Origin of the sequence: Vagococcus sp. (assembly GCF_052102835.1) — a bacterium.
In the GTDB taxonomy this organism is placed as follows: domain Bacteria; phylum Bacillota; class Bacilli; order Lactobacillales; family Vagococcaceae; genus Vagococcus.
Window position 1 is genome coordinate 193,952 of record NZ_JBQEIL010000002.1, and the last position, 13,201, is coordinate 207,152.

Below are 13,201 nucleotides of genomic sequence, written 5' to 3' on the forward strand. Positions count from 1 at the left end.
AGGAATTAGAGAAATGGAAGGTGTGTTAATAAAAATGAACCACAATGATCGCTTAACTCGTTTACGTTACGCTTTAGATGTTAAAGACAAAGACATGATTGAAATTTTTCATTTAGGTGGTGTAACGATTACTCGTGAAGAACTTTTATCAATGTTAAAAAAAATTGATGATGAAAACTACGAGTTGGAATTAACAGATGAAAATTTTGAACGTTTTTTAAATGGAATGATTACCTCTCAACGTGGTCCTAAAGAAGGTCCCGCTCCCAAATTAGAATTAGATAATGGCAATGCGAATAATTTATTATTAAAAAAATTAAAGATAGCTTTCTCTTTAACAACGGAAGGCATGATTGAAGTCTTTAATGAAGCTGGAATTAATGTTTCTAAGAGTGAATTAGGAGCTATTTTACGCAAAGAAGGTCATCGTAACTACATCACTTGTGGCGATAACTTTGCTCGAAACTTTATTAAAGGTTTGATGGTTCAATATCGTCCCGTTAAGAAATAAGAAAGGAGTGAGCGAGATGCGCTTAGTCATTGATGGCGATGGCTGTCCAGTCAAAGAAGAAGTCATTCAGCTTGCTAAAAAATATGATTTGGCTGTTTTGATTGTGACAAGTGTCGATCATTATACAACCAAAGACTATCCTGATTTTTTAAAATTTATCTATGTCGATAAAGGAGCAGATAGTGCAGATTATCGAATTGTTAAGGAGATTAAACAGGGAGACTTTGTGATTACCCAAGACTACGGATTAGCCTCACTGTTATTAAGTAAAGGTGTCCGCATCTTTCATCATAGTGGACAAGAGTACCTACCAGAAACAATTGATGCTTTGTTGACTCAACGGTATATGGGAAGTCAATTGCGTAAAGCAGGTAAGCGAACGAAAGGTCCAAAAGCTTTTACACAAAAAAATCGAGAACAATTTATAATCCAGTTAGATCAAGAACTTCAAAATAGAGAGATAAAAAAATAAGCCTAAAACGAGGCTTATTTTTTATTTCATCGTTTGGAGATATAGACCATTAGTACAGGCAATTTTTTTAGCAAATTCAAGAAAAAGGAGATTGTTTGTTTTAATATCAAGCCGCAAGTCGTTAACTGAAATCAAAACTTTTTCATCTGGAAAAACAAGTAACACGTGATAAAAGTTTTTAAGAGCTGAAATCAACATATCATCGACTCTCTCAACACTTGCTAAGGTTCGTTCGTATTGATAGAGATGAGGTTCTTCAAAATCATCACCACTAAATTCTGTTGAATCAAGGTAAAAATGTGGAAAATAACCTAAAAGAGTAAAAATAAAACGACGATATTGTTCAAGATAAGTTGTGTGATTTTGACGCCATTTAAGTTGTGCTGAATTCGCATCTTGATCAAATTCATAGGAATAAATAGCGAAATCTGGCATTGGTTGAGGTAAATAATCAAGAATCGTTGTCTCGAGTGTTAACTTTATCTCATCATAATGGTCAATCAAATAGTCCGGTTGTGTAAGTAATTTTTGATCGGTGGGTTGAGCAAAAGGGAGTAAAAAAGAATAAGCATTTTCATAAAGATAAGTCATAAAAGCTCCTTAGTTTAATTTTTATTTATTATAGCATTTTTAAAAATAATTAACTAAAAAGAAAGCTTTTTCATAAATTCGGTGTATTTTTGTTTGAATTTTTATTTAAGTAGCTTATTATTAACTAAGTGAAGCAGTCAAATTATAAGGGTGAATAAAATTGAGTAAATCTAGAAAACAGGAAATATATGAGATTGTCTTGAAACAAGGGGAAGTAACAGCGATAGAAGCTGCTACCTTTCTAGGCATTGAACGTTCCAACGCTAGTCGCTATTTACATGAATTGGCAAAAGAGCAAAAGATTGAAAAACGCGATACACGACCAGTTAAATATCGTCGTTTGGCTATCACTGAAAAAAGATTTAAAAGAGAGAGTCAAATAACCTTTGATAATCTTATTGGGAGAGAGGGTTCATTAAAAGGAGCGATTCAGCAAGCACAAGCGGCTATTCTTTATCCGCCAATTGGTTTACATACCATTATTTTTGGTGAAACGGGAACAGGAAAAACGATGTTTGCTGAATGTATGTATCATTTTGCTAAGCGTTCAGATAGTATCGGACCAGAAGCCCCTTTTATTTCATTTAATTGCGCTGATTATGCACAAAATCCACAACTGTTATTTGGGCATATCTTTGGGGTTAAAAAAGGAGCCTTTACTGGTGCTGATGAATCTCGAGTCGGTTTGGTTGAAAAAGCGAACGGAGGATTACTATTTTTAGATGAGATTCATCGCTTACCTCCTGAGGGACAAGAGATGTTGTTTACTTTTATCGATAAAGGCGTTTATCGCGTTTTAGGCTCAAATGAGGAAAAAAGAGCTTCTGTTTTAATTATTGGGGCGACAACGGAATCAAGAGATTTATTTTTAACGACATTTAATCGCCGGATTCCAATGCAAATCCAATTACCTAGCTTAGAAGATCGAACGTTGGAGGAACGGTTGGATATTATTAAACAATTTTTACAGCAAGAGTCTAATCGTTTGAATGGTGAATTAATGATTGATAACCGCAGTATCTTAGCTTTTTTACTTTACCATGCCGAAGGAAATATAGGTCAATTGAAACAAGATTTAAAATTAGCTTGTGCGAAAGCTTTTCTTTATAGTAAAAAAAATAAAGAGCATGCTTCGATGATTACAATTGAAGAAAAAGACCTAACGTTAACGGTTCAAAAAGGCTTACTTCGTTTAAAACAAATGAAAGATAAAATCTATCCTTTAACAGATAAACAACAATTATCGTTAACTTTTATCCCAGGTGAAAGTGAAGTAATCTGGGAAAAAGATACTACAAGTGATATGGCGATCTATCAATCCATTACCAACCGTTTAGATGAAGTTGATGACGGTCAAGATAAATTATTAGAAAAATTTATTTCTCAGGATATCGAAGGTTACTTTAAAGGCTATATCAATAAATTGTCACATAGCAATATGTATAAAGAAATTATTCCAGATGATATTTGGAATATTGTGAATGAGATTTACAAAGATGTCGAAGAGCAGTTGGCTCAAACTTTCGATGAAAAGGAAAAGTTTACTTTTGCCTTACATATTCAATCAATGATTGAAAGAATAAAAAATAAACAGCGAATGACTCATCCAGATTTAGATAGTTTAAGAAGAGATCATCCAACAGAGTTTCAGCTTGCGATGAGGATCTCCTCTATCCTTGAACGGGAGTTTAACCTTTTAATTCCTTTTGATGAAATCGGCTTCATTGCGATGTTTTGGACAAATGATGTCCTCATAGCGAATGCTGAAGACGATAAGAATGTTCAGGTTGTAGTTTTAATGCATGGAAATTCAACAGCAACGAGTATGCTGGAAACCGTACAAGAATTATTAGGTTTAAAAATTGGTTTTGCTCTAAATTTACCGTTGACTTCTAAAGTCGAAGATGTGTACGAAGAGCTCAAACAATTACTTGAAAATCAAAAGATAGACACCTCAGATGAATTACTTTTATTGACAGATATGGGATCTGTTAATAATTTTTCAGGTCTGGTTGAACAAGAATTAGCAATTCGGACGAAAGTAATCACGCTGTCGAATACGATGATTGTCTTAGAAAGTTTACGCTTGGCTTCCTTAGGTCGTAGCTTGGAAGAAATTTATCGTAGTGTTGTGGCAATGTTTAACAATATGGTTCAGCAAATGTTACCACCAGTTAAGAAGACTGGTAAACCACTCGTAATTGTCACTTGCTTTACGGGTGAGGGCGTAGCGAAACGCTTAGAAGAACGTCTCGTTAAATTACTCGATCCAGATTATGTTGAAATCAGGGCACTTCAATTTTTAGATCGTGATAAGTTTAGGCGAGAGATTGATATTCTCTCATCGGAACGCGATATAAAATTGATTGCGGGTACGGTCAAGGTTGATTATCCTGGTATTACTTATGTTCCAGCAACTGATTTGTTTGACTACAAAAAAATAGCAACCATTCAAGAAATTGTCGGATCGGGAGTTGGCTTTGATGATATTGCTGAAACCGTTGCATCAGAGTTAAAAACAATTAAACATGTTCCAGAAGTTTTGCAAAAGATTGATCATCAATTGAAAAAAATATGTGAACAACATCAGTTGCTTTTACCTTACTCCGTTATTCAAGGGATAGAACTTCATATGATTTTTTTAATTGATAAGAAGATTAGTCAAAAAACAGGACCTGAGTTTTTAGAGAGCTTAGCTTATATTGAGCAACATCATGCGTTATATTTGACTATCCAGCAAGAATTTTCGGTATTAGAAAAAATGATGGAGATTAAGTTCTCACAAGATGACCTAGCCTATGTTCTAAAAATGATTCGAAATAATCAAATTGAAATTACTCTGAACTAGTTTACACATTGTGTAAGCTAGTTTTTTATGTGTGTAGAGCTAAAAGCTAGTGGTATCAAGTAATAAAGTTGGCATGGAACTTGCTTTATATAAAGTAGAACAACAAATTATATCAAAGGAGAAATCACAATGAAAAGAATAATGTTAGCCTGTTCAGCAGGAATGAGTACTAGTTTATTAGTAACTAAGATGGAAAAAGCAGCTCAAGCAATGGGTTACGATGCTGATATTTTTGCTGTTTCTGTTTCAGAAGCAGATACTTACTTAGGTGATTCAGAAAAACCAATTGATGTTCTATTGCTAGGACCTCAAGTCAAATATATGGAAGCTCAATTTAAAGAAAAATGGGCGGAAAAATTACCTGTTGAAGTGATTGACATGCGCGATTACGGCATGATGGATGGGGAAGCAGTTTTAAAAAGAGCAATTGAATTAATCGGTTAGAAAAAAGGAGGCAGCAAAATGTCTAAAAAAGAAATGAGTCAAATTCAACTGGAAGCCGTCATGAATTTAATCGTGAGAGCTGGAAATGCCAAAAGTGAAGCTGTAGAAGCGATTGCATTAGCAAAAGCAGGTGATTTTGTTGGTGCTGAGGAAAAAATAAAATTAGCCAACGAATCATTAGTTGAAGCGCACCATGCACAAACTAGTTTATTAACGGCAGAAGCGAATGGGGACGATATCGTGATGTCATTATTGACGGTTCATAGTCAAGATCATTTGATGACGGGAATGACATTTAAAGACTTAGCCAAAGAAATTATTGAACTTTATCAATATATTGATAAAAAATAAAAATATTACAGGGGGATATTAACATGTCAAAAGAATTTATTAACGATCCATGGGCAAAAATTACAACAAGAAATGGTTTAGCTGGAGATGAAGTGATTTCAGCATTACAAAAAAGTATTCGTCGTGGCAAAGAAAGAGATGCATGTGAATTTGCTTATGAAATGTTCATTACATCACCACAATTTGAAGAAAAATTATGGCGTCGTCTGTTAGCAATTTCAGTTGAAGATATTGGTATGGGAAATTCTAACGCAGCGATTATGATTAATTCACTTTACCAAATGCGTCAAGCTTTCCAATATAATGAAGCCGATCGTGCAATGTTCTTTATTCATGCCATTCGTTACCTATGTAACTCTGAAAAAGATCGTTCATCTGATTTATTAAAAAATATTGTGATTAAAAACTTTGCAATGGGTTATGTTCCAGAAATTCCAGATATTGCGTTAGATAAACATACAACAAGAGGAAAAGAAATGGGGCGTGGTTCGGAACACTTCTTACATGAAGCAAGTAAAGTCATCCCACAAGCCGAAGTAAGCAATACTTACAAAGAACAATATGCAGAGTTATTAAAAGAATATGATCCAAACAATACAGTGGAATCAGCTTTTGATTTCAATTCATGGCAAGTTTAAGGGGAGGAAAAGATCATGAGTTCGAATAAAAAGGAAAAATCTGGAAATATGATTGAACGTTTGAATAGTCTTTTAGGGCCTGTTGCAATGAAGATTGGGAATCAACGACATCTAAAAGCCATTTCATCGGGTATGTTTTTTGCTTTACCATTTATGGTTGTGGGGGCCTTCTTCTTAATCATAGCTAACCCACCAATTAATATCGATGCCTACAATCCTGATACGGCAGGTATCTTTTTAAAAGCCCTCGCAGGTTGGAAGTTCTGGGCGGTCGCTAACTATGATGCGATTACTGCTCCTTATACGCTCACGTTTGGAATTATTGGTTTACTGTCTTCTTTCGGGATTTCTTATTCATTAGCCAATGATTATAAGCTAAACGCAGCAACAAATGGTTTGATTACGATGGTGACGTACTTACTCGTTTGTACGACGATTAAAGATGGCTCAATTAATTTAGAGTATTTAGGTTCAAACGGTTTGTTCGTTGCGATTATTTTAGGTCTTCTAGTCGTAGAAGTGACACGTTTCTTTGAGGTTAAAGGAATTAAACTGAAATTACCAGATTCAGTACCGCCAATGGTTGCAAATTTTATTAACTCACTACTACCATTATTAGCAAATATTTTAATTTTCTATAGCATTAACTTAGTTTTCATCTCTTCATTTGGAGCGAATTTCCCAGCTGTTGTAATGCAAGTTTTAACACCAGGTTTAAATATTGCTGGAAGTTTAGGGGGACTTTTAGCAATCGTGGTCTTTGGTCAAGTTCTTTGGTTATTTGGGATTAATGGAACATCGATTATTTTCCCAATTATCTTTACTTTGGGTCTTTCTCAAACAGGTTTAAATGCTGAACAGTTTGCAGCAGGTGAACCAATGACTCACTTAATGAACTTACAAATTTTTAGAATTTCAGTGATTGGCGGAGCAGGTAATACCTTAGGTTTGGTTCTTTTAATGATGTACAGTAAAGTCCCTAAATTTAAAACGTTAGGTCGTTTATCATTTATACCGGGAATTTGTTCTATCAATGAGCCAATTATTTTTGGGATGCCGATTGTTTTTAATCCTATTTTAGGTATTCCATTTATCTTAACACCTGTAGTAACGATAGTATTAACCTATTTTGCTGAAAAATTCAGTATTATTACGAATGGTTATATCGTTGACCCATCATTTTCACCCTTCTTTGCTCAAGCTTATTTATCTAGTATGGATTGGAAAAATGTGGTCTTTACTTTCTTCCTAGTCGCTGTTAGTTTTGTGATGTATTATCCATTCTTTAAAGCAGTTGAAAAAGAAGAATTAAAATTACTAGCTGAATAATTATTTAATTGTACAATAAATCGTGTTGATGATTCTCAAATTGAATAAAGTAAAGTCTCGAGAAAAAAGGAACAAAATCTTTCGTCAGATTTTGTTCCTTTTTTTAGGCTTTTATTTGTCAAACTTAATTGGATAAATAAAAAAGTAGAATCATTTCTAGTGGATAGAGATCGGCTAGAAATTAGAAAAACTAAATATTATTGGTAGAAGGTAATGTTTGCATAAGTTCAAAAAAGTAAAGGGCTTCTCCTGTATGAAAATAGTGATACCAAGCTTCTAAGGTATCTTGTTCAAATATATTTAAACACTCAATAATGTGTTTTGTCCACATTAAAGCGCCTGCTGAGCTTGCAGTAATTAGATTGTTATCGGAGACAGAAGGGACATCTAAATATAATTTTTGTCCTTGATAAGTAGGGCAGAACATATCAAGAAACCCAATTCCATTACTAGTATGTGAATATTCATCCAATATGCCAAAGTTGGCAAGTGGTACAGTAGCACCGCAAATTGCTCCGACTGTTCCTTTGGCTAAAAGTATTTCTTTGGCTTTTTTGATAATATTTATATTGTGAGGACTATCCCATGTATCTGCACCTGGTAGCAAAAGTACACTATTGTTACTTAATTCAATATCTTCAACTAAACAGTCCGGTACTATTTCAATCCCTCCCATAGTTTGAATCGGTTGTTTAGAATAACCGACTGTTTTAATTGTTAGTAAAGGAGCATTTGCTTTAAAAAAACGTTTAGAATTTAATTCTGCAATAACGTAACCTAATTCCCAGTCTGCTAGTGTATCTAATACATAAATATAAATTGTTTTCATAATTTCCCTCCATTAATTAGTTCTGTTATCATTATACTTATCAATTGCTGACAACACTATGGCAACAATATCAAAATAATTAAAAGGTGGTTCATAAATGAAGATGAGTAGATTGATTAGCATTATTATAATTCTTATCGATAAACAAAGAATAAGTGCAAAAGAGTTGGCTACTATTTTTGAAGTGTCAACTCGTACTATTTATCGTGATATAGAGGCGATTAGTATGGCAGGGATTCCCGTTCATTCTACTTCTGGTGTTGGTGGAGGGTTTGAAATTATGGAAAATTATAAGATGGATAAGAATACTTTTTCAGAAGCAGATATAATCACACTCCTAACAGGGGTTTCTAGTATTCCCAATATAATGAAAAATAAAGAGGTCACAAATACTCTGACAAAAATAAAGAAATTTATCCCAGCAGATAAATTAGAATCAATTAATTTGCAGACAGAACAATTACATATTGATTTTAGTCATTGGATGGGAGATAGGGATTTAGAAGTCTATCTAAATATTATAAAAAACGCTTTACAAAAAAATCAATTACTTTTTTTTGAGTATCTCAATCATAGTGGTATTAAAACTAAAAGACAAATTGAACCTTATCAACTTGTCTTAAAAAATACCCAGTGGTATCTTTATGGATACTGTTATGAGCGAAATGATTTTCGATTGTTTAAATTAACTCGCTTGTCAGACCTAAAAATAGAAGAAATGACATTCATTCCCAAAGACTATCCGAAACCTTTTTTAGATGCAACGGAAATTTCAAATCAATTAAAGGTAACTGTTAAACTTCGTATTCATGAATCAATTATGGAACGATTACTTGACTATTGTGACTATGATAGTTTTTTGAAAGATGGAGAAAATCATTATATTCTTAATTTTCCTTTTATAGAAAATGACTATTATTACGGGATTCTTTTAAGTTTTGGAGAACAATGCGAATGCTTAGAACCTTTACATATTCGTTCAGCATTAAAAAGAAAAATAGCTAATTTATTCCAAATATATGAAAAATAATTTAGAACTGTACCTATAAAAGGGATAGATTTTAATTTGTTAAATACTTTTTATAAAAAATTAAGGTATCTATACTTAATAAAAAATAGAGCAGGAGTTTATCTCACGACAACTATTAGAAAATTAAGACGGATTAAAGATCGAGGATTAATCGTTTCAAGGAGAAAAACACGGCAAATAATGAGAGAATTTAATTTCATTTCAATCGATACAATACTGAAGTTTAAACCTTAAGTTACCAGTAAAAATGAACAAAAAATCGCTAATATTTTGTTACGTTCAGGTTGTCCTTATGACAACTCGGTGGCAGAAGCAACGTATCGAGTGTTTAATCTTGAGTTTATTTACCAACAATCTTTTGATTCCTTGTTTGAATTGCAGTATGAGTTAATGGATTATGTTAATTGGTGGAATAAGTTTAGAAAACATGGAAAGCTTTAATATCATTCCCCGATTAATTATCGTTTAGATTGGGAATTGAAACAGACTATTTAGCAGGATATAAAATAACTATTTAAAGAAAATAAAGACCTTATAGTTTTTGTACAGAAAAGTGTTGCCAATTCACACTTTATGTTTTATGGACTGGAATTAGTAACGTATTATGGTATGTCATTAATTCCAGATATAGGAGAAATTAGTGATGGTATGTTGCCTTATACAGAAGAATATTTTAAAAATTACTTTGAAGACTCCGAACCATTTGAATCAATTCGTCCTAGTAAAGTTTGGTATGAAGAGAGAAAAGATTTTTCAGCTAAATCAATAGGTGAAAATAGAGTGAGTCATGCAGATAATAAAGGTTATGAATTACTACAAGGAAAGCCAATTTTTGAAGGTGAATTGTTAGGAGGTTGTATCGATAGTATATATGATATGTTAACACCTTATACCCATAAAGATGAACCTAATATTATTAAAGAATATAATATCTTTCCATCTTTAGAAGATTGGACTGGAAAAATAATGTTTCTTGAAACATCAGAAGTAAAAGAAAATCCTGAAACTTTAAGAAAAATGTTATTGAAGTTAAGGGAGATGGGGCTTTTCGAAGTTATCAATGGTATTATATTCGGTAAACCACAAGATGAAGTGTTTTATGAAGAATACAAACAGATATTAACAGAAGTAGTTGGTAATAATGATTTACCAATTGTATACAATGTGAATTTTGGACATGCGACACCAAGATGTATATTGCCTATTGGGGTAAAAGCTAGAGTTGATGCTATTAATCAGGAAATTACTTTTTTAGAAAATCCATTTATGACTTAAAAAACATCACATTCCACATCAAAAAAACCACATGAAACGTAATGTCTCATGTGGTTACTTTTATATCAATATGTCTCTTTTAAAGAGTTTACATCATACCGCCCATCATTGATGGATCCATTCCGCCAGGCATGCTTGGCATTTCTGGTTCAGGATGGTCTGCAATGACACCTTCTGTTGTTAGAAGAAGAGCAGCGACACTTGCTGCATTTTGAAGTGCTGAACGAGAAACTTTAGTTGGATCAACAATTCCAGCATCAATCATGTTTACCCATTCATTTGTTTTAGCATTGAAGCCCATGCCTAACTCAGCTTGTTTTAGTTTATCAACAATGACAGAACCTTCCATACCTGCATTTTCAGCGATTTGGCGAACAGGTTCTTCTAACGCACGTAGAACGATATTGACACCAGTTTCTTCATCACCTTCAGCTTCAACTTGAGAAACAGCGTTAAGGACGTTTACAAAGGCAGTACCACCACCAGAAACAATACCTTCTTCAACAGCTGCACGAGTTGCATTCAAAGCATCTTCAATTCGTAATTTTAATTCTTTTAATTCTGTTTCAGTCGCAGCTCCAACTTTGATGACTGCCACACCGCCAGCTAATTTAGCTAAGCGTTCTTGTAGTTTTTCACGGTCGAAATCAGAAGTTGTTTCAGCAATATGAGAACGAATTAAAGCGACACGATCATCAATCGCTGCTTTATTACCGCCACCTTCAACGATAGTGGTATGTTCTTTTGTAACAACAACTTTACTTGCAGTACCCAAAGCATCAATCGTTGTATCTTTTAAATCTAAGCCTAATTCTTCTGTAATCACAGTCGCTCCAGTTAATGTAGCGATATCTTGTAACATTTCTTTACGGCGGTCACCAAAGCCAGGGGCTTTAACCGCAGCTACATTAAAGGTTCCACGAATTTTATTTAAAACGAGAGTCGGTAAAGCTTCACCATCAACATCGTCAGCGATAATTAATAGAGGTTTACCTTCTTGTAAAATTTGTTCTAATAAAGGTAAAATATCTTGAATGTTTGAGATTTTTTTATCAGTAATTAATAAATAAGGATTTTCTAAAATAGCTTCCATTTTATCGTTATCTGTTACCATATATTGAGATAAGTAACCACGGTCAAATTGCATTCCTTCAACAACGTCTAATTCTGTTTCAATTCCTTTAGATTCTTCAATAGTGATCACACCATCGTTACCAACTTTTTGCATCGCTTCTGAAACTAATTCACCTACTTGATCACTTCCAGATGAAACCGCAGCGACTTGTGCAATGGCTTCTTTAGAGTCAACCTTTTTTGAAATGGCATGTAATTCTTCAACAGCAGCTTTTGTCGCTAACTCAATCCCACGACGAATGCCTAAAGGATTAGCACCGGCTGTTACATTTTTAAGTCCTTCACGAACAATGGCTTGTGTCAGAACAGTTGCTGTTGTCGTTCCATCACCCGCGATATCATTTGTTTTTGATGCGACCTCAGCGACTAATTTAGCACCCATATTTTCAAAACGATCTTCTAATTCAACTTCTTTAGCGATTGTCACCCCATCATTAGTAATTAATGGAGAACCAAATGATTTATCCAAAACAACGTTACGTCCTTTAGGTCCTAATGTTACTTTGACAATATTAGCTAATGTATCGACTCCACGCATCATTGATGCACGAGCATCTTCTGAAAATTTAATATCTTTTGCCATATCCTATTCACCTCATAAATTTTTTAGTTATTGTTTGTCTTACTCGACAATTGCGATAATATCTTTTTCATGAACAATTAAGTAATCATGACCTTCAAATTTTACTTCTTGGCCAGCATATTTTTCAAACATCACTGTTTGCCCAACTACGACTGCTACGGGTAATTTTGTCCCGTTGTCAAGGGTGCGTCCTTCGCCTACCGCAATGATTTCTCCGGTTTGAGACTTTTCTTTCGAAGCAGAAGTTAAAACAAGCCCACTTGTTGTTGTTTCTTCAACCTCTTTGATTTCGATGATAATACGATCTCCTAATGGTTTTAACACGATTAATCCCTCCACAAATGTTTAAAGTTGTTTTTAGCAATTAGCACTCTTAAGTACTGATTGCTAATCCTTTTCTATCATAACGAGTTTTTAAATCTTTTGCAAGTATTTTGCTAAAATGAGGATGAATTAAAGGGAAGAGTAAGGTATGCTTTAGTTATCTTAAAAAAAAGAGGCGAAGAAATGTCAAAAAGACAGAATTTATTATGGAGTGCATTTGCCTATTTGGCTGCGATGAATGGGTCATTATTTTTTAACCGCTTCGGTTTACGGCCAATCGTAAAAACGAGTCTTCTTTTAGTCGTGTATCTATTGGCAACAGGGAGTGTTATTTGGCTTTACCGGAAAGATAAGTCAAAGAGAAGGGGAACGATTGGGAATGAAAAACTTATTTTGATCGGTTTAGGTGGTATTGCTTTGAGTTTTTTATTACAATTTATTGTTGGAAAACTTCAATTTTTATTATTAGGGAAAGTCGTAGTATCTGAGAATACAGCTCAAATTCTGACACTGTTTCAGCACGTTCCTTTTTATTTTTTAGTGCCATTTTTACTAACACCTATCATGGAGGAAATAGTGTTTCGCTATTTTATCCCAACAGCTTTATCTGAAAAAGTCTCACCGTTGTTATCCATTATGATTGCGAGTTTTCTTTTTTCAGTCTTGCATGGAGATGGTCAAATTCTGATTTACTTTAGTTTAGGTTTGTTTTATGGTTATTTACAAAATAAAACGTCATCGATTTTACCATCCCTCATTGCACATGTTGGAATGAATGGTTTAATTTTATTGATGTACGGCTAATCTTAAAATTAAAAGACAAGAGGGCATTTTTATTGCCA

General features: G+C 33.7%; 15 protein-coding genes. 11 read left to right on the forward strand and 4 right to left on the reverse strand.

The features are described from left to right. The first annotated feature begins 34 nt into the window (after window positions 1-34). Window positions 35-511, forward strand: coding sequence for a DUF1456 family protein (locus ACTJFD_RS02940; protein WP_442259778.1), 477 nt, complete (start codon window positions 35-37; stop codon window positions 509-511). A 16-nt stretch (window positions 512-527) separates the two neighbouring features. After that, window positions 528-983 carry a YaiI/YqxD family protein gene (locus ACTJFD_RS02945; protein ID WP_442259605.1) on the forward strand — a complete coding sequence of 152 codons (456 nt, stop codon included), beginning with the start codon at window positions 528-530 and terminating at the stop codon, window positions 981-983. Window positions 984-1,004: 21 nt separating this feature from the next. On the opposite strand, the gene ACTJFD_RS02950 is transcribed toward ACTJFD_RS02945, so the two are convergent. Further along, on the reverse strand, window positions 1,005-1,574 hold the full coding sequence (locus ACTJFD_RS02950; RefSeq protein ID WP_442259607.1) for a hypothetical protein: 570 nt from the start codon (window positions 1,572-1,574) through the stop codon (window positions 1,005-1,007). Between the two features lie 160 nt (window positions 1,575-1,734). Here ACTJFD_RS02950 and ACTJFD_RS02955 point away from each other — a divergent pair, with 160 nt between their 5' ends. The 5 genes from ACTJFD_RS02955 to ACTJFD_RS02975 all read left to right on the forward strand — a co-directional run bounded on the left by ACTJFD_RS02955 (window position 1,735) and on the right by ACTJFD_RS02975 (window position 7,184). After that, entirely contained in the window at window positions 1,735-4,422 is a 2,688-nt protein-coding gene (locus tag ACTJFD_RS02955) for a sigma-54-dependent transcriptional regulator (RefSeq protein ID WP_442259609.1), read from the forward strand. Window positions 4,423-4,551: 129 nt separating this feature from the next. Continuing rightward, on the forward strand, window positions 4,552-4,866 hold the full coding sequence (locus tag ACTJFD_RS02960; RefSeq protein ID WP_442259610.1) for a PTS sugar transporter subunit IIB: 315 nt from the start codon (window positions 4,552-4,554) through the stop codon (window positions 4,864-4,866). Window positions 4,867-4,899: 33 nt separating this feature from the next. Then, window positions 4,900-5,217, forward strand: a complete 318-nt coding sequence (locus ACTJFD_RS02965) for a PTS lactose/cellobiose transporter subunit IIA (protein WP_442259779.1) — start codon at window positions 4,900-4,902, stop codon at window positions 5,215-5,217. Window positions 5,218-5,240: 23 nt separating this feature from the next. After that, complete coding sequence (locus ACTJFD_RS02970; RefSeq protein WP_442259611.1) at window positions 5,241-5,855, forward strand: hypothetical protein; 615 nt, start codon at window positions 5,241-5,243, stop codon at window positions 5,853-5,855. A gap of 15 nt (window positions 5,856-5,870) precedes the next feature. Next, complete coding sequence (locus ACTJFD_RS02975) at window positions 5,871-7,184, forward strand: PTS sugar transporter subunit IIC (RefSeq protein WP_442259612.1); 1,314 nt, start codon at window positions 5,871-5,873, stop codon at window positions 7,182-7,184. A 190-nt stretch (window positions 7,185-7,374) separates the two neighbouring features. Here ACTJFD_RS02975 and ACTJFD_RS02980 read toward each other — a convergent pair whose 3' ends face one another. After that, on the reverse strand, window positions 7,375-8,013 hold the full coding sequence (locus ACTJFD_RS02980) for a DJ-1/PfpI family protein (RefSeq protein WP_442259613.1): 639 nt from the start codon (window positions 8,011-8,013) through the stop codon (window positions 7,375-7,377). Window positions 8,014-8,110: 97 nt separating this feature from the next. Here ACTJFD_RS02980 and ACTJFD_RS02985 point away from each other — a divergent pair, with 97 nt between their 5' ends. The 3 genes from ACTJFD_RS02985 (at window position 8,111) to ACTJFD_RS02995 (ending at window position 10,318) form a co-directional block, all read left to right on the forward strand. Further along, on the forward strand, window positions 8,111-9,043 hold the full coding sequence (locus tag ACTJFD_RS02985; protein WP_442259614.1) for a helix-turn-helix transcriptional regulator: 933 nt from the start codon (window positions 8,111-8,113) through the stop codon (window positions 9,041-9,043). 270 nt (window positions 9,044-9,313) lie between these two features. Further along, window positions 9,314-9,484 carry an IS3 family transposase gene (locus ACTJFD_RS02990; protein ID WP_442259615.1) on the forward strand — a complete coding sequence of 57 codons (171 nt, stop codon included), beginning with the start codon at window positions 9,314-9,316 and terminating at the stop codon, window positions 9,482-9,484. 207 nt (window positions 9,485-9,691) lie between these two features. After that, window positions 9,692-10,318: a hypothetical protein gene (locus tag ACTJFD_RS02995; protein ID WP_442259616.1), complete on the forward strand. Its 627-nt coding sequence runs from the start codon at window positions 9,692-9,694 to the stop codon at window positions 10,316-10,318. An 88-nt stretch (window positions 10,319-10,406) separates the two neighbouring features. On the opposite strand, the gene groL is transcribed toward ACTJFD_RS02995, so the two are convergent. Next, window positions 10,407-12,035 (reverse strand): chaperonin GroEL, encoded by a 1,629-nt coding sequence (groL, locus tag ACTJFD_RS03000; protein ID WP_442259617.1) that lies wholly within the window; start codon window positions 12,033-12,035, stop codon window positions 10,407-10,409. 39 nt (window positions 12,036-12,074) lie between these two features. Further along, window positions 12,075-12,359, reverse strand: coding sequence for a co-chaperone GroES (groES, locus tag ACTJFD_RS03005; RefSeq protein WP_442259618.1), 285 nt, complete (start codon window positions 12,357-12,359; stop codon window positions 12,075-12,077). Between the two features lie 183 nt (window positions 12,360-12,542). On the opposite strand from groES, the gene ACTJFD_RS03010 reads away from it, so the two are divergent. Then, a complete protein-coding gene (locus ACTJFD_RS03010; RefSeq protein WP_442259619.1) occupies window positions 12,543-13,163 on the forward strand; it encodes a CPBP family intramembrane glutamic endopeptidase in 621 nt (206 codons plus the stop codon). The last annotated feature ends 38 nt before the right edge of the window (window positions 13,164-13,201 follow it).